Raw genomic sequence first — 24940 nt, forward strand, 5'->3', positions numbered from 1 at the left:
GGGGTGGGGGGGGGGCCTTGGGTCCTTCCAGGCCGGTCCCGGGTCCAGGAGTCGCGAATTGCGAGATACGCCCGGGCACAGTGGAAATTTTTGGGTACGCACCCCGCGTACCGCCTGACAAAACAAGGGGTTACAGGTGCGTACCGACGACCCTCTCGCGTACTCAGAGACCGCCCTCGTCGCGGTGCGCACCCTGCGTGCGTACTCACGGAACGCACGTACGCACGACGAGGCTCAGATCGGACAGATCCAGGCCCTGATCGAACGCTTCGGTTTCCTCGTCCCTCTCATCGTCGACGAGCACGACACCATCATCGCGGGGCACGGACGTCTTGAGGCCGCGAGGCGCCTCGGCATGGAGCAGGTCCCGGTCATCCGGCGTCCCGGCCTGACCGATGCAGAGCGCGCGGCCCTCGTCCTCGCGGACAACCATGTCGAGCCCGCGGATCCCGTGACCCTCGTTGCCTATGCCGCCAACGCCCGGTGGGAGCGTGAGGTCGCGGGCACCATGTGGAACGGTTGGCCGATCTACACGGACGACCGCGCCCAGATAAAATACCTGGCCGAGCTTGCCGCCATCGAGGCGGGGGTCCGGGTCGACGGCGAGCCATGGAAATTCGCAGACGGCCTCCCGCGGCCGCTCACGAACATCCAGATGCGCAACCTCGCCATCGCGGCACGCTCCTACGTGACAAGCACTTTCAAGCTGGAGTTCATGGCGCTGGCCCAGATCGCCGCCGGCACCGCAACCACCACGGCCGATGTAGATGCCATCCTCGGGGGGGCGCTGTGACCTACGGCGACCGCAACGAGGCGGACGAGATCGCGGACGCGATCCTGGAGATGCGAGGCAAGCCAGCGCGCTACCACCCCTACGACGGCACCGCCCCCTTCGACCTGATCGTGTCCTTCAACCCCGGCGCCGGCATGACCAGCGACGTCGAGCAGGAGGACCTGGCCGACGTCATCCCCCGCGCGGCCGGCACCAGATTCGATTTGGCGAGCGCGGTCTCGGAGGATCGCATCGAGGTCGTGGGCCGGAACTGGATCGTGAGCAAGGCCGCGCCGGACGGGGGCGGGTTCGTGATCCTGGACCTGAGCGGTCCCGTCGACTGAGCCGGGATTGTCGGTCGCACGAGGCGACCGCTCACTGGCCCCCATGGCCTATCCACGAACCAAAGTCCGCAAGACGGTCGGCGCCCTCCTTGAGGGCATCCCGGGCATCAAGTGCGTCTACGTCACGAGGAGGTGGCCGAGGGAGAAGGGCAAGCTGCCCTGCCTGTGCGTGTACCTCCCGACCGAGGACATCTCGGTCATCGAGGGCACGGGCCGGCCGGGCAGCCGGGTCTCCCAGCGCATCGAGACCCTGAGGGTCGTCGCCGTGTTCCCGGACACCGGGATCCCGGACGAGGACACCGAGGACCTCCTCGATGCCACCCTCGACGAGGTCGAGCGGCGCCTCGCCGCGAACCCCTCGATCAAGGGGCCGGACGGCGTGCCGTTCGCGACCGACCTCCAGCTGGCCCGGCTCGAGACCGGCTACGACGCGGCCGGCGCCGGGGCCTGCCTGGTTGGGGCCCTGACCCTCAACCTCCGCATCCACCACCGAGAGGGCCGTTCGGACACCGTCCTGCCCGCCAACCAGTCACGAGGCTGAAATGCTGCCCTCCGCCGATTACAAGCCCCTCTCCGAGGGCCTCTACGAGATCCCCTTCGCCAACCTGCTCTACCGTCCCGTCGGGTTCTCCGGCGGCTAGTACGACGGCGGCGACGTCGACAGCTTCTCCGTCAACCTGAACCCCACCCGGAAGCAGCGGTACGCCAAGAACGGGCGCGTGAGCTACCTTGCCATCGAGACCACGACCCGCATCGATTGCACGGTCACCGGCAAGTTCATGCAGAAGACGCCGTTCATCCGCGCGGCCGCCCTCATGGGCGTGGCCCTCGACGTGGCCCAGGCCGCCGGCGCCGTCACCACGGACGTCACGAACCTGGTGGCCGGGCAGTTCTACGCCGTCGGTGCCTACGGGATCACGGACCCGGTCGTGAAGTACAAGAAGGGCACCGCCCTGACCGCCATGCCTCCCGGCAACTTCCGCCTGGTCGACGCCGCTCTCGGGATCATCCGGATCCTGGCCATCCCGAACGATGCCAGCCCGGACGCCGAGACCGGCCTCCTTGCGGGCCAGGTCGGTGGCACCGTCACGGCCGAGAACGCCGCCGGCAAGGATCTGCGCATCGATATCGGGACGACCCCGCAGGTCGCCCTGGAGGTCATGGTCCGCAACGTTTTGGACGTGGGCCCCAAGGGCTACCTGCACCTCTACCAGTGGAATGCGGCCCCCGACGGCGAGATGGGCTTCATCACCGGCAACGAGGATTTCGAGGGCGTCACCGTCAAGGGCCGCGCCGCCAGCACCTCGAACGGGATCGGTTACTGGCGCTCCCTGAAGGCCTGATCCCCCGCGGCGGGCCCCCGGGTCCGCCGCCACACACTGCCGCATTCCCCCGCATCCCCCGTTACCGCTGAACACAGGAACCCACGGACATGACCGAGTCCCGCAACTGGAAGGCGCTCAAGAAGACCGGCGTCATCACCGTCGACGGCGTCGACCTGGAGCTCCGCAAGCGCGGGGTGAAGCGCATCATCTCGGACGTGACGGCCGTGCCCCTGCTCGGTGACGCCATCGAGCTCGTGGTCGAGCGCTCGCTCGCGGCCAAGGGCAAGACGGATTTCGGTGCCCTGATCAAGGACGCCATCCTCGACGCCGCCGAGCGCACGGGGGGCTCCTCCGGCAAGGTCGCCCGCGACTTCCTCACGACCCTCCCCGACGTGATTACCGACGTCTTCGTCGCGGATGTGGTCCTGGCCTCCGAGGCCGAGAAGATCGACTTCGCGATTGGTTCGAGAGCCTGGGCCCGACCGTGATCATGGCTTTGGGGATCGGTTGGGTGGAGCTCAACCTGCCCCAGCTGCGCGGCCCTTTAGTGTCGGCGCTGGCCTCCATGCGGACGGAGGCCAGGAAGGCGACGACCCAGGTTGGGGCAACCGTCGCAACCGCCCCCGCCCCCGTCGAAAGGACCGAGGCGACGACGGCGGAGACCAGCCTCGCCGCGTAGGCTTCTGGGAGGGCGTCGACGAGGCGATCTTCGCCCTGTCGATGACCCACGACCGGGACTGGGTGGAGGACCTCTGCCCGGCCGACCTCTGGCACTACCACGCGATGGAGGCCCGGGTCAGGAACGAACGGCTACGCGAGCAGCTCCACCTCATGGTCTCCGCGGCCGCAGTGACCGCCGACGGGGGCAAGGCCTTCGAGGCGATGGACCGGACCCTGGCCCCGAAGGGGGCTCCGGGCCGGGCCGACGGTGAGGGGGCAACGGCGAAACCCGCGCCCCTCACCGATGAGCAACTGGCTTACGCGGCGAAGGCCGCCGCGGACACCGAGAGGATGTGGGGGTAGCACCGGTGAACGTGCCCGAGATCGGCGTCAAAGTCAGGCTCTCGGGATCCGACGAGCTCCGCCAGGACCTCCGCCGCGTCGGTGACGACGTGCGCGAGAGCCTGACCCGCGCAACCTCCTCGACCCAGTCCGCATCGTCCTCGGCCGCCTCCGCGCTGGGGGCCGTCGAGGGCACGGTCGGCGGCCTCGTCGGGTTCGCCAACCGGGCCCTGGGCGCCGTCGGTGACGTGCTCGATGGCGTCGCCAATGCCGCCGGCTCCGCCATCACCAAGGTGGCCGAGATCGGGGGCGCCTTCGGGGCCGTGAGCGGCATCGCCGACGCGGGCTTCGCCGGCCTGATCTACGGCGCACGCACCTACACCCAGTCCGTCGCGGAGGGGGCCTCCGCCTCCAAGGATTTAGCGGACAGCCTAGGGATCGGGTCCGAGGCCTTCTCCCGGATGCAGGCCGCTGTCCGCGTCAACTATGGCGACAGCAGCGCATTCGGTGACGCCCTGATCGGGATGCGGCAGCGCATCGTCCAGTTGGCCGAGGGCACCCAGACAGCCGTCGACGCGTTCGGGAACCTCACCCTCCAGATCGGTGATTTCAGGGACGGCAAGGGCAACCGCAAGGGAACCCGCGAGGCCCTCGATCTCGTCCTCGACAAGATCAAGTCGATTGCCAACCCGACGACCCAGGCCAACGCGGTCATGGCCGTGTTCGGCAAGGGCGTGAAGGATCTGGGCGGCCTCGTCACCGAGGGTGCGGCCGCGTTCGCAGCCGCCGAGAAGGACGTCGAGAAATACGGCACGGTCCTCGACAAGGCGACCAGTGAGAAACTTGAAAACGCACTGGAAGGCCAGGGCAAGCTCGGCGAAAGCCTGCGCGGCCTGGGGGTGAGCCTGACCAAGGTCTTCTTCCCGTTCTTCACGGAGGCCTCGACCGGCCTGTTGAAGTTTCTGGACGACAAGCGCAAGGACATCGAGACCTTCCTCACCACGCTCCGGGACGCGGCCTCCCGGGTGAAGGACGACGTGAAGGCGTTGTTTGGTGACCTGTTCCAGTCCGAGGCCGCCACCGAGGCCAAGGTGCTGGTGCGCCGGGTCACGGGCGGCGGGGGCTCCTCCTCATCGAGCGACGATGACGAGGAGGAGGATGACGAGGGCGAGGAGGAGGACGAGCCCGACAGTGCGTCCGGGTCGACGAGATGGGTGTCGAACTCGACGGGTGCGAGATCGAGGCTCGTGGTGTCTACGGTGATGTCGATCCGGGCCATTCCGGCATTGTCTGGCAAGGCCGTGAAACCGACGAGCCCGCCCCGTAACTGGGTGGCCGCATCCGCTTGGATTTTCGATGCTCTTCATAGGAGTAACGGGTACGTGCGCCCCCCATGCTCTGAGCAATCCCCGGACGCATCCTCGGCAATCATAGCCCAGGGAAACGGTAACCCTGCCTCCACGATCGTCTTGCAAGGGCGGCTTGGAGCTGAATCTATGAAGGCCTGGGCGACGGGGGATACGACAATGAGCAGGCAGACCGACAACTTCCACAACAGCATGCATGGCGGCATGATGGCTGTCGGCGTCGCTCTCGTGGCAGGCCAGCGCGCTCGTCGTGAGGCTCAGGCTTGGGCGCAGGCAGACGCAGATGCCGAGACCGCGGTCCATCGCTTGGGGCAGGCTCTCCTCGCGTCCCGCCGTCGGGAAGCCGAGCTCGCCCGCGATCTCGCCACGGCTCAGGCGGAAATCCGGGCCCTCCGCCTCGCCCGCCGTCATTGAGAAATCGCGCCTGAGGGGGTTGTGCCTTTCCCCTACGGTCCAGATTCGGTCCGCAAATGGGCCATTCGCGGACCACGAAAAAGGTCCCGCCGGTCATCCCGGCGGGCCCTTCGCATTGTGGGGGGGTGGGGGTCAGGCGACCATGCGGCGGCGGTCCCGTTCGAGCGTGAGGTTGACGAGCTCTGCGATAGCAACGTCTTCGGGGTCGTCTGAGAGCGGACGCGTCCACTGCCATGGTGCGGATGTGTCCGCATCCGGCGCGGACGCGTCCGCAACGGGGGGCGGGGTCGTCTCAGGACGGGCGTCCCGGGTGAGGGAGGGCAGTCCCTCGATCAGGTCACCCGTGACATGTGCCTCGGCTTCATGCGGGAGTGCCGCCGCGAGCGTCACGAGCTCGCCGTGGGACAGGGCACGGAGCCACGTCATGACGGGCTCGGGGAGGGTGGACGTGTCCGCGGCCGGCCCCCCTGCGACGAGGTGCCGGGCGTACGATACGAGTGGCACGCCGACTTGATGACGGGGTGCGGGCCCCTGGTAGGGAGCCGGGGCAACCGCGGGTGCCGGGGCATCGAGGTACGCCGTAGCCGCATCGGTGGCGGGGAGAACCGGGGTCGTGATCCCCGTTGCGGACCGGACCGCGCGGAGGACCCAGCGGCCGCTCTCCCAGACGAGGGCGAAGAGGGTGGCGACGGTGGCCGTGGCGAGGAGGGCAATACGGGCAAGGAAGCTCATGGGCGGTGGTCCTGTGCTGTGGTGACGATCTCGATTGTCCGGTCGCTCTCGCAATCGACAAATCAGGCCGCGGCGAAGATGCGCTGGACGATAGCCCAGGGCAGTTGCTTGTGGTGCACACGGAGCAGCCGGAGCGCGTGACTCGCCTGCGCCACGTCAAGCGCCTCCTGCGCATCGAGGACGTGCCCATCGATTGTCGAGCTCTTGCTCCAGCCCCGGTTGTTTTCGAGCGTCGCCCAATCTGCGTCCTCCGCCGTGATCAGGCGGACCCCTTCGAGAACCAGGGCCCGTACCTCTGGACGCTCGGCCAGGGCCCGCTCCCCCTCGTGCACGAGAGCCAACTTACCTTCAGACCGAGAGACGTTTTTGCTCGCGCGCTCGACGAGGGACAGCAGCCGCATCGCGTCGGCGACATCGAGGTCCGGACGCTGGAGGAGCCCTTGCGCTTCGTCGACGTCGACCCGGCGAGCCCAAGACCACCTGCGATCTTTTAGGGACCGCGTCGCCTCCTCGCGGGCCCTTGCAACGAGATCGGCGATCCTCTGCGCCTCCGCGGCCGCCGCCGCTTCCTCCTTCGCCTGCCGGGCCGCGTCCGCCGCTGCCCACCTCGCATCGCGCTCCGCGACTAGGCCCAGGATGCTGTCGATGGCCGCCTGTACGGCCGCGATGTCGTGACCAGGCTTCTGCCAAAACTGGACGTCCGCAGTCGCCCGCGTGAGGCCGACGTCCCAAAAGGAGATGACATCCTGAGCGAAGGCTTCATCGAACGCCGGCGTCCGGACGGCGCGGCTCAGGTACCGCTCACCATGCCGAGTTTGGAGCAGCTCTCCCATCTGCCACTGGAGCCCAAGCCACGCTGGCGGCTGGACGTAAGGGGGGAGCGGAGGCGTGTAGCGGGCCATTTGCGAATCCTCATATCGGCGGATCTGAGTAATGTAGACCTAGCTTTACAAATCACAACCGAAACCCGTCAGGCTCTTTCGACAACACGGCACCCCGATTTGAACAACGATTTGAACAACAGCCCGTTGTTGAAACTGTTGTTCAAATGGCATCTATCCTAGAGATATCGTCCAGGTTGTATAACACCAAAGGCGTAATTCTTGATGTCCTATAAATTCTATTTTGAGTTGCGATATAATGTTATCGGCAGATTCGCGGAGGGCTCAGATGGATGGTGGAATTAACGGAGACGGAGGTCAGGCTGCTGCTTCGCGGGGCATGCCGACGGGCAGGATCTCAGGACGCCTGGGCACGTCGGACGGGGCTGTCCCCGCAGCACGTTTCGGACGTCCTGCTCGGACGGAGGGAGCCGGCCGGTCAGGTCCTGAGAGCGCTGGGGCTCTCGCGGAAGGTCCGGTACGTCGAGACGGCCGCCGGGGACCAAAGCGCTACTGCAGGATCCCCCGAGCCCGGTGCGAGGAGTACCTCACCTCTGGCCTGACCTATCGCGATATCGCGGCGCGGGAGGGGTGGGACGAGAAGACGATCGCAAACCACTGCAAGGGGCTCGGGCTCGCCGCACCGCGTCGGACGGCGGCGGTCAGCATTGACGACGTCAGAAGTGCGCAGGACGGCATAGAGACGGTCCGCGAAGTAGCGGATCGCTGTGGTGTCACGGTGCAAGCAGTTCACACGTGCGCGTACCGCCACGGCACTCACATCGCCCGGCGTCCCTCGCGTCTCGACTACGAGACGCTGCGTCGGATCGTTCTCTCGCACGCCCCCCTCTCGCAAGCCGCCGTCGAGTTGGGTGTCACCCCGGAGACACTCTACCGCCGCGCCTCCCAACTCGGCCTGCCGGGCGACCGCCGCGGCCGCGTGCTGCTCCGCCGTCGGGAAGGAGTGGTCTGATGTGCGACCTGATCGCTGACCTTCAGAACCTCGGCATCGCGGCGGTTCGGGCACGCCTCGTTCAGGCCCGGGCCGCCGCGCAGGCCCTGATCGACGATGAGGCGTTGCCGGAGATCCGGCGCGAGCGCCTCGCCATTGCGCTGGACGACATGGACGCCCGACTGCTCGACTACGCGAAAAACGCCCTGTTCCACCTCGCCGGGGAAATCGAGCAGGCGGGCGAGCCCATTGAGGAACGCGTGGACCTCGACGCCAGCCGGTCTCCCGAAGAGCGTGCGGTGGTCGTGGGGATCCTCGACGAGCTCCTTGCCGACGAGCCCCCCGCTCTGGTCGCGTCAGCGATGCCCCGGCTGCTTCCCCCACCGCCGCTTCCCCCGGGGGCTCGGGGCGCACCCGTCAGACGGTCACCGCGTTAGCACGCGCTCCTCAGGCGGCGTGTCCGATGAAGCCATGCGCTGTAAGATCTGCGTCAGCGTCACCGGCCGGTACGACCAGACGTCGACGCCCACATCGCAGGACTGCGTCGTACCCGGGAGCAGTCCGTGCGTGTGACCGAAGAGGTGGAGACTGCCCCGGTATGCCCTGGGCCAGGACCGCATAGGATAGTGGCACAAGATGAGGTGCCAGTTCTCGACGGCGATCTGCTTGATCCCCTCGTGCTGCTCCGCCCAGGGGAGATCCCGGACACGCTTGTCGTGGTTCCCCACCACCAGGATCTTGCGGCTACCGTTGAGACGTCGAAACGTACGCTCAAGGTATTCCGTGTCCTTGGACAGTGAGAAGTCGCCGAGGTGGTAGACCGTGTCGTTCGGTCGGACCGTCGCGTTCCAGGCTTCGATCAGGAGCTCGTCGTGCTCCTCTATGCTTGCGAAGCCGGGGCGCAAATTACGCAGCAGTGAAGCATGACCGAGGTGGCTGTCGGCGGTGAAGTACGTGGCCATCGTGGGCCTCCATTTTCAGGAGGCCGCGCACGCGTGCGTCAGGTCCTCCTCAGATGACGGGAAAGGCGTGGGCGTGCGCCATGGATTTTCGCGACATGGGGAGGCCTCTGAGGCGGGATGAATCCGGACGATCGCAGCTCGCCTGGGCGTGGGCAAGCGCGACCGTATGGCAGGGTAAAAGAATCCCTGGGCTCATTTCGGGATCGACTCCCGGCCTCGTTTGTTCTTCATTCGTTCTCATGAGCGAATCGATGGAGACGGTCGTGGACGAGATGGAACGCGCTTACCTTGAGGCCTGCGACGGCGATGCGCGGCACGCCCTGCGGCGGGCCCTGGGCGATGCCCTGCAGGAGATCGCCGCGGTCGACCGCCAGGTGAGCCGGGGTTTCGTCAGGGCAGGGAAGCCGTCCGATCTCGCCAGGAAACTCGGACGGGACCGGCGCGACCGGCAGGGTCAGGTCGCCGCCGTCTGACGCGCGCGCTGGCGTGACGTCCGCCCCTCCGCCCATGCCTTCGCCGAGGCGGCCGCGCGCCGAGCCTTCTCGGCAACGGGGTCCGTGACTCCACGCTGGCGCAGGTTCTCCGCGACAAGCATCGCCTTCAGGGTCTCGCTGTCCGGGAGCTCGATGGAGATCTTCGCGACCCGCAGAGCCTCGACCCACGCGTCGATGGTGGGGGCCTTCAGGCCCAGCATCTGCTCGCGGGTGTAGCGCCGGGTCGTGGCACTCTCATCCGTGACATGGAGAAGATCGGACTGGGCATGGTCGAGGACCATGCCGACGCGCGAGGAGGCGATGCCGAGATCCTCCTGGAGGTGAGTGGCGAAAGCCCGCCGGACATCGTGCGGCGTCGCCCGGCATCCCGGCATGGCCGACACGGCGTGCGTGAGGGTATCCTCCGCCATGTGCCCATCCAGGTCCCCGCCGGCCCGGCGCGCCCTGAACTTCGGGAACATCCATTCAGACCGCTCCCGCCCGGCCACGTCGGCATCCTTGCCGGTTCTCCTGAGGTACGCCTCGATCCGCCACCACACGCTCGGGGGGAGGGGGAGCGCATGGCTCCCCGCTCGCGGATCACGTTCGGTGGGGCCGCCGCGCGAGATCTTGCGATGGCCTTGCCACCAAAGGCCCCAACCGTCGCGCTCGGCCCATGGCTCGAACTCGTCGACCCGGGCACGCACGATGCTGAGCCGGCGCTGGGCGGTGTAGATCAGGAGCTCGACCGCCATCCCGACGCCATCGGACAGGACGCCGTGCTGTGCGATCCGGAGCATGATGGCCACCTCCTGCAGGAGCGGGAAATGCTGGCGCGCCTTGGTGTTGCCGAGGCGCGGTGCCTTGAGGCCCACCATTGCGCCGGCCGCGGCCCCGGATCGCTTGGCCTGGCCTGGCTCCCCAAGCCAGGCCCAAAGCCGCTTCGTCACCCGAACCACGTCCCGGCCCTGCGAACGCTTTCCCTCCTGCACGAGCGATTCGACGACCTGCGCGACGTCGCCGGCATCGATCCTGGAAACGAACCGGTCATCGAGCGCCCGCATCCCCGGGCAACCGACCACGGCGGTGTAGTTGCGCACCGTTGCCGGCCGGAACGCCTGCGCCGGGCTCTCGGCCTCGCGCCTGAGCCACGCCCCCCATGCCTCACGTGCCTCGCGGTAGGTCCACGTGGCCGGCGGCGCAGTCCGGGGCATGTATGCCGGGACCTCGACGGTCTCTCCCTTTGACGCTAGGGCGGCGCGCTTGAGCTCGATCCATTCCGTGGCGGGGATGCCGTGCCCGGCCTCGACGTGCCGCCGGACATCGATGGCGACGGACCGGGCCTGCGCCAGCGTCCAGACCTTGGCGTCACCCAGGAAGATGCGGACCTGCGGCCCCTCGTGCCGGAACCGGGCGAACCATCGGGACCCCGCCCGGTGGGTGCGCAGGGTGAGCCCCGGGCAGGCTCCGTCGGCGAACTCCTTGTAGGCCTCCCCGGCCTCACGGACGAGCCGGGCCACCGAGGTGGCGTTCAGATCCAGAGCAGCCTTCCGTGGCACACGCGCCTCCCGGGTGAGCGCATGCTCTATCCCGTGGCTCACCCGTGGCTCAACCCTGGAATTGACCGTGCCTGTGGAATCCCTGGCCGGGCCGCCGGCGGGGTTACCGAACGGCCTTCCCGAAGCCCGGAAAACGGGGCGTCCGCGTAGGGGAAACGCAACGTTTGCAGAGGGCTGGTGACAGGTCGGGAGGGGGGTGGTAGACGGGGGTCGGCGTCCCGACTCCGTAGCTCAGCTGGATAGAGCAGCCGCCTTCTAAGCGGCAGGTCGTTGGTTCGAGCCCAACCGGGGTCGCCACGCACACCTTCGTGGTGATGACGCGAGGCTGATCCGGTCACCTCGGTCTCCGCTTCCTCTCAGGACATGAAGAAGGCGCCTCCGATTGGCTCGGAAGCGCCTTGTGGATCGTCATGGATGCACCCCGGGCCTCGCCCGTGGGCAAGGATGCTCCCGGCCCGGCCGGGAGCATAGCCCTTCACCGCTCAGTAGCCGAACCGCACGTAGGGTCGGGGGGCGTAGGCATAGGGGACGGGGCCATAGGCGTAAGGCCGGTAATACGGACGGGGCCTATAGCCGTAGCCATAGCCGTAGACAGGCACCGGACGAGGCGCGTAGTAGCCGTACGCACGGGATGTGGCCCGGCATCCGAACGCGGACGGATAAAAACCGTAGCCGCAGCCGCCGGCGGCCTGGGCTGTCGTCGTGCTCGCTGCAGCCATCGTCAGGCCACCGATGACGGCGCCGATGAGGCCGAAAGTCTTCACGTGTTTCATGACATCAACTCCGGATCGCATCCCCTCGGGACCACAGCTTCACCTCGGGGCGTGCTGCATCAAGACACCCGATCGCTGAACAAATTCTGACATTTTCGCTGCCTGGATCAACCGATGGCGACCCGGTGCTTGAACGCGCGATTTCGTGATTGAGAAAGGCGCGAACGCGAGCCTTACGCTCCGACCGGGTGCGGGCGCCCCCGCCGTGACGGATGGGATTGACGTCGACCGTGGATGGGGTCTCCTCCCCCGCCGCGTTCTTACGCCCACCATGCCTTCGACAGATCGGAACCTCGCCATGCCAGACCTCAAGACCCTTCGCGACGTCTCGGGCCTGAGCCCGGCGCCGGCCCGATTGCGCGCCTCCGCCCTGATCATGATCGACCTGCAGAACACCTACCGCGAGGGAATCATGCGGCTGGAGCAGGTGGAGCCCGCCATCCGCGCCGCGCGCGAACTCCTCGACCGTGCCAGGGAGGCCGGCATCCCCATTGTCCACATCCAGCACGACGCCGGGCAGGGCTCGCCCTATGACATCTCCACCGCCATCGGGCGGATCAGCGACGAGGTGGCGCCGCAATCCGGCGAGACGGTCATCGTCAAGAATTACCCCAACGCCTTCGTCGGCACGAACCTGCAGAACCATCTCGAGGAATCCGGCGTACAGTCGGTGCTGCTCGCCGGATTCATGACGCATATGTGCATCAACTCGACGGCGCGCGGCGCCTTCAACCTCGGCTTCAGCCCTACGGTTGTGGCGTCCACCACGGCCACCCGTGCCTTGCCCGGCCCCGATGGTTTGGTGGTGAGCGCGAGCGCTCTGCAGGCCGCGAGCCTCGCCACCCTCGGCGATCTCTTTGCCGTGATCGCTCCGGGTGTCGGCGACATCGCGGATTGACCCGTCCCGGCGCCTCGTATCCGCCGGACGGGAACGTGTGCGGCGCATCATCGTTCGGCTTCTGAAGCAGGAGTTGAACCCATGAAGATCGACATCGTCGCGGATCTCGTCGTCGAAACCTTGCAGCAGGTGGGTGTGCGGCGGATCTACGGTGTCGTCGGCGACAGCCTCAACGCCATCACGGAGTCGATCCGGGCGCGGGGCGTCATCGACTGGGTGCATGTACGCCACGAGGAGGTCGGAGCCTTCGCGGCGGGCGCGGAAAGCCAACTCACGGGAGAGCTGGCGGTCTGCGCCGGTTCCTGCGGCCCCGGCCATGTCCATCTCGTCAACGGGTTGTTCGATTGTCACCGGACCCGGACGCCGGTCCTGGCCATCGCCGCGCATATCCCCTCGGCCGAGATCGGCTCCGGCTACTTCCAGGAGACGGACCCGAAGGCCCTGTTCGCGCAGTGCAGCCATTATTGCGAACTCGTGTCCGATCCCTCGCAGCTGCCGTTCGTCCTCGAGAACGCCATCCGCGCCGCGGTGGGTGAGCGCGGTGTCGCCGTGGTGATCATCCCCGGCGACGTGGCGTTGAAGGATGCGCCGGCCCGGGCCATCGCGCCCAATGCCGGCCTGCTGCCGACCAAACCCGTTATCCGCCCCGCCGATGCCGAGCTCGATGCGCTCGCCGAACTGCTCGACGGCTCGTCGAAAATCACGTTGCTCTGCGGCCGGGGTTGCGCCGGCGCCCATGCCGAACTGCTGCAACTCGCCAAGGCCCTGAAGAGCCCCATCGTCCATGCCCTCGGCGGCAAGGAATATGTGGAATACGACAACCCCTTCGATGTCGGCATGACCGGCCTCATCGGCTTCTCGTCCGGCTACGCGGCGATGCGCGACTGCGACACGCTGCTGATGCTGGGCACCGATTTTCCCTACAAGCAGTTCTATCCGGCCCATGCCAAGGTGGCGCAGATCGATCTGCGGCCGAACCAGCTCGGCCGGCGCACGAAGCTCGATCTCGGCCTGGTCGGCGACGTGCGCGACACGATCGCGGCGCTCCTGCCGAAGCTCGGCGTCAAGTCCGACCGGGCCTGGCTCGATGCCAGCCTGAAACATTACGCCAAGGCCCGCGAAGACCTCGACGATCTCGCCACCGGGGCGCCGACCAAGGGCTGGTTCGGATTGAAATCGGCCAAGTCCCCGATCCATCCGCAATACCTCACCAAGCTCGTCAGCGAGGCGGCGGCGGACGACGCCGTCTTCACGGCGGATGTCGGCACACCGACGATCTGGGCCGCTCGCTACCTGAAGATGAACGGCAAGCGCCGTCTCCTCGGTTCGTGGGTGCATGGTTCCATGGCCAATGCCATGGCGCAGGGCATCGGCGCACAGGCGGCCTGTCCCGGCCGGCAGGTCGTGGCCCTCTCGGGCGACGGCGGATTCACCATGCTGATGGGCGATCTGCTGACCCTGCGGCAGGAGAAGCTACCGTTGAAGGTCGTGATCTACAACAACGGCTCCCTCGGCTTCGTCGAGATGGAGATGAAGGCCGCTGGCTATCTCGAGACCGGTGTCGCCCTCGAGAATCCGGACTTCGCCGCCATGGCCCGGGCCGTCGGCCTTCACGCGGTTCGGGTGGAGGATCCGGCCGAACTGGAGGGCGCGGTCCGGGATGTGCTCGCTCATGACGGACCGGCCGTCCTCGACGTGGTGGTCAACCGCCAGGAACTCTCGATCCCCCCGAAGATCGACGGACAGCAGGTGAAGGGGTTCAGCCTCTACGTGCTGCGTGCGGTGATGAGTGGCCGCGGAGATTCGGTTCTCGATCTCGCCAAGACCAACATCATCCGGTAGACCACGCTCTATCTTTGAACGTATCCAAACTGAACGGTGATGCGGCCGACGGGTTGAACGGCGGCCGCATCCCAGGAGAGAAGACCGGTTTCCATGCGCATCGGACTGTTCGTGCCGTGCTACGTCGATGCTTTCGAGCCTGAAGTCGGCATCGCGACGCTGGAATTGCTGGAACGCTTCGGCCTCGACGTGGCCTATCCTTTCGACCAGACCTGCTGCGGCCAGCCGATGACCAATACCGGTTGCCATGCCGAGGCTGCGGCGACGGAGGCGCTCTTCGTCAGGAACTTCGCCCCGTTCGACTACATCGTCGCCCCGTCCGGCTCCTGCGTGCATCAGGTGCGCGAGCATCTCACCGCGATCCCGCAGACGGACGAGGTGAAGGACGTCCGTGCCAAGACCTTCGAACTGGTGGAGTTTCTGCACGACGTGCTGAAGGTCGATGCCTTCCCCTGGGCGGAGTTCCCACACAAGGTCGGCTACCATTCGAACTGCAACGCCCTGCGCGGCATCCATCACGCGCGGCCTTCCGAGCTCAACAAGCCGGCCTATTCGAAGCCCCTCGATCTCCTGTCCAAGGTGAAGGGGATCGAGATCGTCACACCGGCACGGCCGGACGAATGCTGCGGATTCGGCGGCACGTTCAGCGTGTTCGAGCCGGCCGTGTCCGCCAAGATGGGCTACGACAAGGTCAGCGACCACAGCCGTGCCGGGGCCGAATACGTCGTCTCGTCCGACTCGTCCTGCATGATGCACCAGAAGGGCTGCGCCGCCCGGATCGGCGTGCCGCTCAAGTTCATCCACATCGCCCGCATCCTCAACGGAGTCTCGGCATGAGCGCGCATGAGGAGAGCGGCCCCCGCGACCGTATGATCCATCCGGACGTCGCCAAGGCCGGCGACGAGAGCGAGCGCGGCCAGGACGGCCGCCGCCTCGATCACGCCGAAGCGACCACGAGGCCGATCAGCGCCGAGCCCCAGGCGAAGGCGGCGCGGGAACCTCAGCCGCGCGGTGCCAAGATCCGCGGCAACCGGCCGATCGATCAGGCCGAGGCCGCCGAGCGCTTCCTTGCGGCCCCACTTCACCAGAAGGCCCATGACGAACGCCTGTGGGATCTTCGCAAGAAGCGCGACACGGCCGCGTTCGGGATTCCGGAATGGGAGGAGCTGCGCGACCTCGCCTCGCAGATCAAGGCGCACACCCTGTCGAATCTCGATCGGTATCTCGAAGAATTCGAGGCAAATGCGAAGGCCAACGGAGTCCATGTCCATTGGGCGGCGGACGGGGCCGAGCACAACCGTATCGTCCACGGCATCCTGAAGGATCACGGCGCCAAGTCGTTGATCAAGTCGAAGTCGATGCTCACCGAGGAATGCGGTTTCCGGCACTACATGGCCGGCACGGGCATCGAGGTGATCGAGACCGATCTCGGCGAGCGCATCCAGCAGCTCGACAACGAGGAGCCGAGCCACGTGGTGGTGCCGGCGGTGCACAAGACCCGGTTCGACGTGGCCGCCGTCTTCGCCAAGACCATGGGCACCGACCCGGAGAACGACGACGCCCATTACCTGGCCGAGAGCCAGCGCATGCATACGCGACCCCTCATCCTGGAGGCGGATGCAGGCATGACCGGCTGCAACTTCGCCATTGCCGAGACCGGCACGGTGGTGACCTGCACCAACGAGGGCAATGCCGACCTCTCGGGCAACGTGCCGAAGCTTCAGATCCATTCCATCGGCATCGAGAAGCTGATCCCGCGCATCGAACATCTGGGCGTGTTCCTGCGCCTGCTCGCACGCTCGGCCCTCGGCTCGCCGATCACCCAGTACACCTCGCATTTCCGCGCGCCCCGCGAGGGCAGCGAAATGCACTACGTGCTGGTCGATAACGGCCGCTCCGAGCGGCTCGGCATGGAGGAGTTCTGGACGTCGCTCAAATGCATACGCTGCGGCGCCTGCATGAACACCTGCCCGGTCTACCGGCGCAGCGGCGGCCTTTCCTACGGCGCCACCTATTCCGGCCCGATCGGCCTCATCATCGACCCGACCTTCAACAAGCGGAAATACTCGACCCTGCCTTTCTCCTCGACCATGAACGGCAGCTGCACCAATGTCTGCCCGGTGAAGATCAACATTCACGAGCAGATCTTCGCCTGGCGCAAGGTTCTGGCGGAGGAGCATCAGATCCCGCTCCTGAAGCAGGGCATGATGAAGGCGGCGGGGCAGGTGCTGAGCCGGCCCGCCACCTACCGCGCCGCCATCGGTGCCGCTGATTCCGCCCTCAGGGCGCTGCCGCGCTTTGCGGTCTACAACCCGCTCAACACCTGGGGGAAGGGACGCGAGATGCCCGACAGCCCGCGCCAGAGCTTCCACAGCTGGTACAAGCAGAACCGGATGGACAAGAAGCCGGAGACGGACGCGTGAGCGGGCCGAATGTCGTGCTCCACGGCTCACTCCGGCCGAGGCGCGCCTCCCCCTCGTCGGGGAGCGCGCCGAGGCGGCAGCCGAAGGTGAGGGGGAGTATCCAGAGGAGCCACGTCCTGAGAGACGCCCTATGGCCGAGTGATCGTCGTTGGAGTGTTGGACGATGAGCTCCCGCGACGACACCCTGGCCCGCATCCGTAAGAACCGCCCCGCCGGCGACCATCCCCTGCCGGACATCCCGGACTTCGAGCCGCTTGTCGGCGACGATCTCGTGGCGGAGTTCGGCGAGCGCCTCAAGCGCATGGGCGGGCGCATCGCGGCGCCGGTTCCGGGTGAGGACCCCTTCTCCGCCGTGCGCGAGCGGCTGGACGACAGCGCGGTGATCGCCTCGGCGGTGCCGGAGATCGCCGGCAACCGCGATCTCTCCCGCGTGGCGTTGCCCGCTGATCTCGCCGATGTGGACGTCGCCGTCGTCCGCGCCGTGTTCGGCGTGGCCGAGACCGGGTCCGTGCTGTTCACACAGGACGAGCTGAAGGTGAACGCGGTGGCCTATCTCGCCCAGCACCTCGTCGTGCTGCTCGATCCCGCCGACATCCTGGTCAACATCCAGGCGGCCTATCGCCGGCCGGATTTCGGCCGTGCGGCTTATGCCGTGCTCCATACCGGTCCGTCGGCCACCGCCGACATCGAGGGCGTTCTGATCCACGGCGCGCAGGGCGTGCGCTCGCTCACGGTGATCCTGCTCCCCCGCGCCTGACAGGTCGGCCTCAAGGGGCGACGGGTGGGCTGCGCCTCCCCTGGCACTGCCCCCGGGAAACGGCAGAACTCGGCCTTTCCCGCAGGATCCTTGTCGCCACGACGGGCGTAATCCTTGCTAGGACATCCCTAACGGAGGAAGGAACGTCCATGCGCTACACGCTCGGTTGCAGTCTGTCTTATAACATACTCTCGGACACGACCTTCATCTTCAATATCGAAGTGGCTCGTTTGAAGAGCCTCGAGATTCTGAGCGAGACGCTGACGCTCAAGCCGGACCTGAAGCGGGAAATCTACATCTCGCCCGACCTGCAGAACCGCTATCTCGGCGTGAACGTCCCCGCCGGCCAGTTCTCGTTGGAATACAACGCCGAGGTCGAACTCACCGTCCACCGGGCCGATCCGGCCACGATCAACGAGACGCCGATCTCGCAGCTTCCCCTCGACATCCTTCCCTTCCTGCTGCCGAGCCGCTTCGTCTCCTCCGACCGGCTGACGCCCTTCGCGCAGGCCGAGTTCGGGGCGCACCCCAAGGGACATCAGCGCGTCAACGCGATCTGCAATTGGATCCACGATCACCTGACCTACCAGCCCGGCACCAGCGACGGTGAGACCACCGCCGACGAGAGCCTGCTCAAGCGCGCCGGCGTGTGCCGCGATTTCGCTCATATCGGCACGGCCTTCTGCCGGGCCCTGGGCATCCCCGCCCGCTTCGTGAGCTGCTACGCCCACGGCCTTGTGCCGAGCGACTTCCACGCAGTGTTCGAGGCCTATCTCGACGGCCGGTGGTGGCTGTTCGATGCCACGCGCCAGGCCGATCTCGACGGCCTGGTCCGCATCGGCGTCGGCCGGGATGCGGCCGAGATCGCGTTCTCGACGCCCTACGGCAACATGCAACCGGTCAACCAACAGATCCGCATCGCCCGCTCCGACGGCCTCGGCAGCCCGCCCCAGCGCACGGTGGACGCGATCTCGACGGAGTTGCCGGCCCCGCATGCGGGCGCGGCCTGAACGACAGGATCACAGGATGACGGCATCCTGTGATCCGAGCCCGATTGATCTGGAAGGAGGCACGCGCGATATTCGGCTGGGATGTCATGTGGGGGCGACATCGAGCCGACACATCCCGCCGGACGCTAAGCCTTGCCCCCTTCTATGCCTGATACTGAATTAAAGGGGATCACCCTCGCTTTTTTCAGTCGAACGCTGGTTCGGCCGGCTATAGATCGGCTTTTCCCATGCGCACGACGGTAGGGAACGAGGCACGATGGCAGCCCCTCTTCAGACGCGCGGATCCACATCCGCGGCTTACCGCGATGCGTTTCGCGCGGTCACTTCCCTGTGGCGCGAGACGGGGCTCGTCGCCCTCGCCCTGATCGTTCAGTCGCTCCTCTCCGCCCGTATGAGCGGTTCGAAAAACTCGAGCGGATCACTGACGGCCGCTCTCATCGAGATCGCCGTCACCGTCCTCCTCGTCCCTTACACGATGGCGATCTATCGTCATGTCCTCGGCTTGCGGCCGGAGAGCGCCCAGACCCTGCTGAACGAGGCGATGCGGCGGAAGGATCTTATCGCCTATCACCTCGGATGGTTTCTCATCGGCATCCTGTGGGCGCGGGTGGCGATCCTTCCCATGGCTGCGCTCGGTCTCCTGATGATTCCCGCTTTCGTCCTCACCATCTGGCTGACGAGCCGTCTCTTCACCGTCGGACCCACCCTCGCGATCGAGGGGTTGGAGGTCACGCCGCAGGCCGCGTTTCGGGCCACGGCCGGTCAGGTCTGGACCATCTTCTACATCGGCTTTCGCGTGGCCCTCCCTCTCGTGGCGCTCGCGCTCCTTCTGGGCGTTCTGGTCTTCGCCTCCAGCGATCAGCCAGCGGGTAGGGCAGGGACGCCGCCCTCGATCCTCACGGAAATTCTGATTCTCCCGTTCTCCCTGTTCGGCCTCGTCCTTCGCGCCGTCCTCGAGGCGCAGATCTTTAGAGACCTCGGTCTTTTCAGCCCAAGGCGAGAGGTGGGATAACCACCCTGCCGGGTGGCTCGATTTTCGCGACGCATGGTTTTCGCGACGGCGATGCAGGAGCATTGAGACATGACCTATCGCCATATCGTCGGCCCCAAGACCCACGTCTTCGCGGATCTCGCGACGCTGATGGCCAAGGCCACGCCGCTCCGCTCGGGCGACCGGCTCGCCGGCATCGCGGCGGAATCGGCGGAAGAGGGGATGGCGGCGCGCTGGTGCCTGTCCGAGGTGCCGCTGTCGGAGATCCTGGCGAAACCCCTCATTCCCTACGAGGAGGACGACGTCACCCGCCTCATCCTCGACACGCACGATGCGGTGGCCTTCAGGGAGATCGCGCATCTCACCGTCGGCGATTTCCGCGAGTTCCTGATCAAGGCGTCCTCCGAGACGCTGACCCGGATCTCGCCCGGCATCACGCCGGAGATCGCCGCCGCCGTCTCGAAGATCATGCGCCATCAGGACCTGATCCTGGTGGCGCGCAAATGCCGGGTGGTGACGAAGTTCCGCAACACGATCGGTCTGCCCGGCCGGCTCTCCGTCCGCCTCCAGCCCAACCACCCCACCGACGATGCCGCCGGCATCACCGCCGCCATCGTCGACGGGCTGTCTTATGGCTGCGGCGATGCGGTGATCGGCCTCAACCCGGCCTCCGACTCGGTCTCCACCCTGAGCGGTCTCCTCCACCTCTTCGACGACCTGATCCAGCGTCTCGCGATCCCGACGCAGGGCTGCATCCTCACCCATGTCACCACCACCCTGGAGGCGATGAACCGGGGCCTGCCGGTGGATCTCGTGTTCCAGTCCATCGCGGGCACGCAGAAGGCCAATGCCAGTTTCGGCGTCACCTTGGCCGTCCTGAAGGAGGCGCACGAGGCGGCGCTCGCCCTCAAACGCGGCACGGTGGGCGACAACTGCATGTATTTCGAGACCGGTCAGGGTTCGGCGCTCTCGGCCAATGCCCATCACGGCATCGACCAGCAGACCCTTGAGGCACGGGCCTACGCCGTCGCGCGCCCGTTCCGGCCGCTCCTCGTCAACACCGTGGTCGGCTTCATCGGGCCGGAATATCTCTATGACGGGCGGGAGATCATCCGGGCCGGGCTGGAGGACCATTTCTGCGGCAAGCTCATGGGCCTGCCGCTGGGTTGCGACGTTTGCTACACCAATCACGCCGAAGCCGACCAGAACGACATGGACACGCTGCTGACCTTGCTGGGAGCGGCGGGCTGCACCTTCGTCATGGGTATTCCCGGTGCCGACGACGTGATGCTGAACTACCAATCCACCTCGTTCCACGACTCGCTCTACGTGCGGGAGGTGCTCGGCCTGAAACGCGCGCCGGAATTCGAGGCGTGGCTCGAACAGATCGGCCTCACCGACGCCGAGGGCGCGCTCCTGCCAGAGGGGCCGAGCGCGCGGCTCATCGCGGCGGCTCCCGGCCTGTCCGCGCAGAAGGGAATCGCCGCATGAGCGCCGAGGACATCTCCGAGGATCCGTGGACCAGATTGAGCCGCCTGACGCCGGCGCGGATCGGCCTCGGGCGCGCCGGCACCGGCATGCCCACCATCGAGGTGCTGCGCTTCGGCCTCGCCCATGCCCAGGCGCGGGACGCGGTCCACACGCCGATGGATGCCGCCGAGGTCGCCGCGGGGATCGAGGCGCTGGGCTATCCCACCCTCACCCTCGCCTCGGCGGCGCCGGACCGCGCCACCTACCTGCGCCGGCCAGACCTCGGCCGCACGCTCGGTGAGGACAGCGCGACGATCCTGGCCGAAAAACCTTCTGAGCCGGTGGACCTCGCCATCGTCGTGGCGGACGGTCTCTCGGCCCGGGCGGTGCACGAGGGCGCGGCCGGGTTCCTCGCCGCCTTCAAGCCGCATATCGACAAGGCCGGATGGACGCTGGCGCCCATCGTGGTGGCGACGCAGGGGCGCGTCGCCCTCGGCGACGGGATCGGCGCGGCGCTGAAGGCCCGTGCCGTCGCCGTGCTCATCGGCGAGCGGCCCGGCCTGTCCTCGCCCGACAGCCTCGGCATCTACCTGACCCTCGACCCGCGCGTCGGGCGTTCGGATGCCGAACGCAACTGCATCTCGAACGTCCGACCCGCCGGGCTCTCGCACGACCTCGCCGCGTTCAAGCTCGACTGGCTCCTGCGCGAGGCCTTCGTGCGCGGAATCACGGGCGTGAACCTCAAGGACGGCAGCGGGCCGGAACTGGAGCCGCCGCCACGTCAGCAGGCTCTGGAAGACGGAATGGATACCGCATCCCGGACCTGACGAAACGGCCTACGCCATCCGCGAAGCCCGAGCGCCACGCGCTCCCTCCTCCCGGAAGATCCGCCATTTAGGGCCGCGTCACGGCTCGCGGCGCAGCAAGTCGTCTTGCCGAACGCTCCCCGACTCCGATCCCGCCCGCCGTCCTCACCGACGAAGCGTGGCTGTGGCGGGGTCGCAACACCGCGAAAGCATCCCGACTTCGCCTTGGGACACGCCCTCATTCGCCGCGATCCCGCCATAAACCGGGACCACCTCAACATCCGCGGTAAACGACAGTTTCCCCAACACTTTACCGCTGAATTCCGAGACTGCGTTTCACGGTGTCGAACGACGCTTCACCGGCGTCGCATGCCATCGCGTTGAGAGCCGACAGCCGGGCTTCACCCGAAGCGCCTGAGACCGGGGCCGAGAGAGACGATGGACGTGCGTACCACAGACAAGTCGAAGCTTCCGAGCCGCCACGTCACGGAGGGCCCCGAGCGGGCGCCGCACCGTTCGTATCTCTACGCCATGGGTCTCACCAAGGAACAGATTCACCAGCCGCTGGTGGGCGTCGCCTCCTGCTGGAACGAGGCCGCGCCCTGCAACATCTCGCTGATGCGCCAGGCGCAGGCGGTGAAGAAGGGTGTCGCCGCCGCCAACGGAACGCCGCGCGAGTTCTGCACCATCACCGTCACCGACGGCATCGCCATGGGCCATGCCGGCATGCGCGCCTCGCTGCCCTCCCGCGAGGTCATCGCCGATTCGGTCGAGTTGACCATGCGCGGCCATGCCTACGACGCCCTCGTCGGGCTGGCCGGCTGCGACAAATCCCTGCCGGGCATGATGATGGCCATGGTGCGTCTCAACGTGCCGTCGATCTTCATCTATGGCGGCTCGATCCTGCCCGGCTCGTTCCGAGGCAAGCCCGTCACGGTGCAGGACCTGTTCGAAGCGGTGGGCAAGCACGCCGTCGGCGACATGAGCCTCGACGATCTCGACGAGCTGGAGCAGGTCGCCTGCCCCTCGGCCGGGGCCTGCGGCGCGCAGTTCACCGCCAACACCATGGCCACGGTCTCCGAGGCCATCGGCCTCGCGCTGCCCTACTCGGCCGGCGCCCCGGCCCCTTACGAGATCCGCGACAGATTCTGCATGACCGCGGGCGAGAAGGTGATGGAGCTCATCGCCAAGAACATCCGCCCGCGCGACATCGTCACCCGCAAGAGCCTGGAGAACGCCGCCGCCGCCGTCGCGGCCTCGGGCGGCTCCACCAACGCGGCCCTGCACCTGCCGGCGATCGCGCATGAATGCGGCATCAAGTTCGACCTGTTCGACGTGGCCGAGATCTTCAAGCGCACGCCCTACATCGCCGACCTGAAGCCGGGCGGACGCTACGTCGCCAAGGACATGTTCGAGGTCGGCGGTATTCCGCTCCTGATCAAGACGCTCCTCGACCACGGCTTCATCCACGGCGACTGCATGACGGTGACAGGCCGCACCATCGCCGAGAACATGGAGCACGTCGCATGGAACCCGGACCAGGACGTGGTCCGGCCCGCCAACGCGCCCATCACCGTCACCGGCGGCGTCGTCGGCCTGCGCGGCAACCTCGCGCCCCAGGGCGCCATCGTGAAGGTCGCCGGCATGTCGGAAGACAAGCAGGTCTTCACCGGCCCGGCCCGCGTGTTCGACGGCGAGGAAGCGTGTTTCGAGGCGGTCCAGAAGCGCACCTACAAAGAGGGCGAGGTTCTCGTCATCCGCTACGAAGGCCCGAAGGGCGGCCCCGGCATGCGCGAGATGCTGTCGACCACCGCCGCGCTCTACGGCCAGGGCATGGGCGACAAAGTCGCGCTCATCACCGACGGCCGCTTCTCCGGCGCGACGCGCGGTTTCTGCGTCGGCCATGTGGGTCCCGAAGCCGCCATCGGCGGGCCGATCGGCCTGATCCGCGATGGCGACATGATCACCCTCGACGCGATCAAGGGCACGCTCGACGTGGCCGTGACCGACGAGGAATTCGCCAAGCGGCGGGCGGAATGGACGCCGCGGACCAACACCGCGACCTCCGGCTATCTCTGGAAATACATGCAGACCGTCGGTCCCGCGGTGGACGGCGCCGTCACCCATCCCGGGGGCGCCGAGGAGATTCAAACCTATGCGGATGTCTAGGACTGACCTTCGCCGGCCCGCGCGGCCGGCAGGGGCCGATCCCGGTCGCGCCGCACGTCGGGTGAGGCGGATGGGAGCGGCCCTCGCGCTGCTCCTCGTCGGCGCCACCTCGGCCCTGGCGCTTGACCCCGCCGCGCGCACGCCCGTGCCCGCGACGGGCGGTTACCGCACGGCGCGCGAAGCCCTTCGCTCGGGCGTCCGCGACTACAATGCCGGCGACAAGGAGGGTGCCGCCCGCGCCCTCGAATACGCCGCAGGCCAGGGCCACGCCCTTGCCCTGTGGAAGCTCGGCCGGATGTATGCCGAGGGCGACGGCGTGCCCCATGACGACCTGAAGGCCTTCGAGTTCTTCTCGCGCATCGCCGACGACAACACCGATGACGGGCCGGACACCCAGAATTCGGGCGTGGTCGCCAGCGCCTTCACGGCGCTCGGCACGTATTTCCTCGACGGGATCAAGGGCACCTACGTGCGCCCGAACCCGGAGCGGGCCTACGACATGTTCAACTACGCGGCGTCGTATTTCGGCGACCCGAACGCCCAGTACAATCTCGCGCGACTCTACCTCGAAGGGACCGGCGTGGATGCCGACCCACGTCAGGCGGCGCGCTGGTTCAACCTCGCGGCCGAAAAGGGCCATGCTCCGGCCCAGGCTCTGCTGGGTGACCTCTTGGTCAACGGGCAGGGCGTTCCGGCCCAGCGGGCCCGTGGCCTGATGTGGCTGTCGCTGGCGCGGGAATCGGCGCAAGGGCGCAAGGACGACTGGATCGTCACCCTGTCCGACAAGGCCTGGGCCACCGCCTCGGAAGAAGAGAAGGCCCAGGCTCAGGCCCAGGCCCTCCAGGCTCAATCGCAGGTCACCGGATCGTCCCGGCGCCGTCGCTAGAGCTGCGCCCGACCACCTCGGGTCGGGGCACATCTCTAGGCTTTTGTTGTGCCGCGCTCCTTTTCGCCGAACCGGCATACCCTTCGGCGCAGAGCGCTCCAGGCGATCCGGAAAGGAAGCGACAGCCGGCTC

Annotated in this window: 27 protein-coding genes and 1 tRNA gene; 23 read left to right on the forward strand and 5 right to left on the reverse strand. The window is 67.2% G+C overall.

The features are described from left to right. Positions 1-136 precede the first annotated feature (136 nt). The 8 genes from FV220_RS05950 (at position 137) to FV220_RS25975 (ending at position 5224) form a co-directional block, all read left to right on the forward strand. Positions 137-793 carry a ParB N-terminal domain-containing protein gene (locus FV220_RS05950; RefSeq protein WP_210245935.1) on the forward strand — a complete coding sequence of 219 codons (657 nt, stop codon included), beginning with the start codon at positions 137-139 and terminating at the stop codon, positions 791-793. Then, complete coding sequence (locus FV220_RS05955) at positions 790-1116, forward strand: hypothetical protein (protein WP_147830153.1); 327 nt, start codon at positions 790-792, stop codon at positions 1114-1116. Before FV220_RS05950 ends, FV220_RS05955 begins: the two co-directional genes overlap by 4 nt. A gap of 43 nt (positions 1117-1159) precedes the next feature. Continuing rightward, complete coding sequence (locus tag FV220_RS05960; RefSeq protein WP_147830155.1) at positions 1160-1657, forward strand: hypothetical protein; 498 nt, start codon at positions 1160-1162, stop codon at positions 1655-1657. A gap of 178 nt (positions 1658-1835) precedes the next feature. Next, positions 1836-2459 carry a hypothetical protein gene (locus FV220_RS05965; protein WP_147830157.1) on the forward strand — a complete coding sequence of 208 codons (624 nt, stop codon included), beginning with the start codon at positions 1836-1838 and terminating at the stop codon, positions 2457-2459. Between the two features lie 89 nt (positions 2460-2548). Then, entirely contained in the window at positions 2549-2929 is a 381-nt protein-coding gene (locus FV220_RS05970) for a hypothetical protein (RefSeq protein WP_147830159.1), read from the forward strand. Positions 2930-2931: 2 nt separating this feature from the next. Then, positions 2932-3120 (forward strand): hypothetical protein, encoded by a 189-nt coding sequence (locus FV220_RS05975; protein WP_147830161.1) that lies wholly within the window; start codon positions 2932-2934, stop codon positions 3118-3120. A 41-nt stretch (positions 3121-3161) separates the two neighbouring features. Continuing rightward, positions 3162-3464, forward strand: a complete 303-nt coding sequence (locus FV220_RS05980; RefSeq protein WP_147830162.1) for a hypothetical protein — start codon at positions 3162-3164, stop codon at positions 3462-3464. Beyond that, positions 3455-5224 carry a phage tail tape measure protein gene (locus FV220_RS25975; protein WP_246689387.1) on the forward strand — a complete coding sequence of 590 codons (1770 nt, stop codon included), beginning with the start codon at positions 3455-3457 and terminating at the stop codon, positions 5222-5224. Before FV220_RS05980 ends, FV220_RS25975 begins: the two co-directional genes overlap by 10 nt. Before the next feature lie 132 nt (positions 5225-5356). On the opposite strand, the gene FV220_RS05990 is transcribed toward FV220_RS25975, so the two are convergent. Continuing rightward, a complete protein-coding gene (locus FV220_RS05990) occupies positions 5357-5956 on the reverse strand; it encodes a hypothetical protein (protein ID WP_147830164.1) in 600 nt (199 codons plus the stop codon). A gap of 62 nt (positions 5957-6018) precedes the next feature. Beyond that, positions 6019-6858, reverse strand: a complete 840-nt coding sequence (locus FV220_RS05995; RefSeq protein ID WP_147830166.1) for a hypothetical protein — start codon at positions 6856-6858, stop codon at positions 6019-6021. Positions 6859-7576: 718 nt separating this feature from the next. Between FV220_RS05995 and FV220_RS25980 the strand changes: the two genes are divergently transcribed. Both FV220_RS25980 and FV220_RS06010 read left to right on the forward strand, forming a co-directional pair. Then, entirely contained in the window at positions 7577-7810 is a 234-nt protein-coding gene (locus FV220_RS25980; RefSeq protein WP_246689388.1) for a hypothetical protein, read from the forward strand. Next, the gene (locus FV220_RS06010; RefSeq protein ID WP_147830168.1) at positions 7810-8226 is read left to right on the forward strand and encodes a hypothetical protein; all 417 of its coding nucleotides are present in this window, start codon (positions 7810-7812) and stop codon (positions 8224-8226) included. Before FV220_RS25980 ends, FV220_RS06010 begins: the two co-directional genes overlap by 1 nt. Here the strand turns inward: FV220_RS06010 and FV220_RS06015 are convergent. Then, entirely contained in the window at positions 8215-8751 is a 537-nt protein-coding gene (locus tag FV220_RS06015) for a metallophosphoesterase (protein WP_147830170.1), read from the reverse strand. The two genes, FV220_RS06010 and FV220_RS06015, sit on opposite strands and share 12 nt — an antisense overlap. A 251-nt stretch (positions 8752-9002) precedes the next feature. Between FV220_RS06015 and FV220_RS06020 the strand changes: the two genes are divergently transcribed. Further along, on the forward strand, positions 9003-9224 hold the full coding sequence (locus FV220_RS06020) for a hypothetical protein (RefSeq protein ID WP_246689389.1): 222 nt from the start codon (positions 9003-9005) through the stop codon (positions 9222-9224). Here the strand turns inward: FV220_RS06020 and FV220_RS06025 are convergent. Then, positions 9206-10783: an integrase family protein gene (locus tag FV220_RS06025; RefSeq protein WP_187273339.1), complete on the reverse strand. Its 1578-nt coding sequence runs from the start codon at positions 10781-10783 to the stop codon at positions 9206-9208. The two genes, FV220_RS06020 and FV220_RS06025, sit on opposite strands and share 19 nt — an antisense overlap. Before the next feature lie 220 nt (positions 10784-11003). Between FV220_RS06025 and FV220_RS06030 the strand changes: the two genes are divergently transcribed. Then, positions 11004-11080: transfer RNA gene (locus tag FV220_RS06030), tRNA-Arg, on the forward strand. 185 nt (positions 11081-11265) lie between these two features. Here the strand turns inward: FV220_RS06030 and FV220_RS06035 are convergent. Continuing rightward, on the reverse strand, positions 11266-11556 hold the full coding sequence (locus FV220_RS06035; protein ID WP_056157678.1) for a hypothetical protein: 291 nt from the start codon (positions 11554-11556) through the stop codon (positions 11266-11268). A gap of 298 nt (positions 11557-11854) precedes the next feature. Between FV220_RS06035 and FV220_RS06040 the strand changes: the two genes are divergently transcribed. The 11 genes from FV220_RS06040 to FV220_RS06090 all read left to right on the forward strand — a co-directional run bounded on the left by FV220_RS06040 (position 11855) and on the right by FV220_RS06090 (position 24808). Next, positions 11855-12454, forward strand: coding sequence for a cysteine hydrolase family protein (locus tag FV220_RS06040; RefSeq protein ID WP_056144559.1), 600 nt, complete (start codon positions 11855-11857; stop codon positions 12452-12454). Positions 12455-12535: 81 nt separating this feature from the next. After that, positions 12536-14296, forward strand: a complete 1761-nt coding sequence (poxB, locus tag FV220_RS06045) for a ubiquinone-dependent pyruvate dehydrogenase (RefSeq protein WP_147830176.1) — start codon at positions 12536-12538, stop codon at positions 14294-14296. 93 nt (positions 14297-14389) lie between these two features. Continuing rightward, entirely contained in the window at positions 14390-15133 is a 744-nt protein-coding gene (locus tag FV220_RS06050; RefSeq protein WP_018042973.1) for a (Fe-S)-binding protein, read from the forward strand. Continuing rightward, entirely contained in the window at positions 15130-16719 is a 1590-nt protein-coding gene (locus tag FV220_RS06055) for a lactate utilization protein B (protein ID WP_147830178.1), read from the forward strand. Before FV220_RS06050 ends, FV220_RS06055 begins: the two co-directional genes overlap by 4 nt. Positions 16720-16882: 163 nt before the next feature. Continuing rightward, complete coding sequence (locus FV220_RS06060) at positions 16883-17476, forward strand: LUD domain-containing protein (protein ID WP_147830180.1); 594 nt, start codon at positions 16883-16885, stop codon at positions 17474-17476. A 149-nt stretch (positions 17477-17625) separates the two neighbouring features. Further along, complete coding sequence (locus FV220_RS06065) at positions 17626-18486, forward strand: transglutaminase family protein (RefSeq protein WP_056144572.1); 861 nt, start codon at positions 17626-17628, stop codon at positions 18484-18486. A 256-nt stretch (positions 18487-18742) separates the two neighbouring features. After that, a complete protein-coding gene (locus FV220_RS06070) occupies positions 18743-19498 on the forward strand; it encodes a hypothetical protein (RefSeq protein WP_147830181.1) in 756 nt (251 codons plus the stop codon). A gap of 69 nt (positions 19499-19567) precedes the next feature. Continuing rightward, positions 19568-20968 (forward strand): ethanolamine ammonia-lyase subunit EutB, encoded by a 1401-nt coding sequence (locus tag FV220_RS06075; RefSeq protein WP_147830183.1) that lies wholly within the window; start codon positions 19568-19570, stop codon positions 20966-20968. Next, complete coding sequence (gene eutC / locus FV220_RS06080) at positions 20965-21774, forward strand: ethanolamine ammonia-lyase subunit EutC (RefSeq protein ID WP_147830185.1); 810 nt, start codon at positions 20965-20967, stop codon at positions 21772-21774. Before FV220_RS06075 ends, eutC begins: the two co-directional genes overlap by 4 nt. A 417-nt stretch (positions 21775-22191) precedes the next feature. Further along, positions 22192-23922, forward strand: a complete 1731-nt coding sequence (gene ilvD / locus FV220_RS06085) for a dihydroxy-acid dehydratase (protein WP_018042980.1) — start codon at positions 22192-22194, stop codon at positions 23920-23922. Beyond that, a complete protein-coding gene (locus FV220_RS06090; RefSeq protein WP_056144582.1) occupies positions 23909-24808 on the forward strand; it encodes a tetratricopeptide repeat protein in 900 nt (299 codons plus the stop codon). The genes ilvD and FV220_RS06090 overlap by 14 nt, the downstream gene beginning before the upstream one ends. Positions 24809-24940: the final 132 nt, after the last annotated feature.

Source organism: Methylobacterium sp. WL19 (assembly GCF_008040005.1).
Lineage (GTDB): Bacteria > Pseudomonadota > Alphaproteobacteria > Rhizobiales > Beijerinckiaceae > Methylobacterium > Methylobacterium bullatum.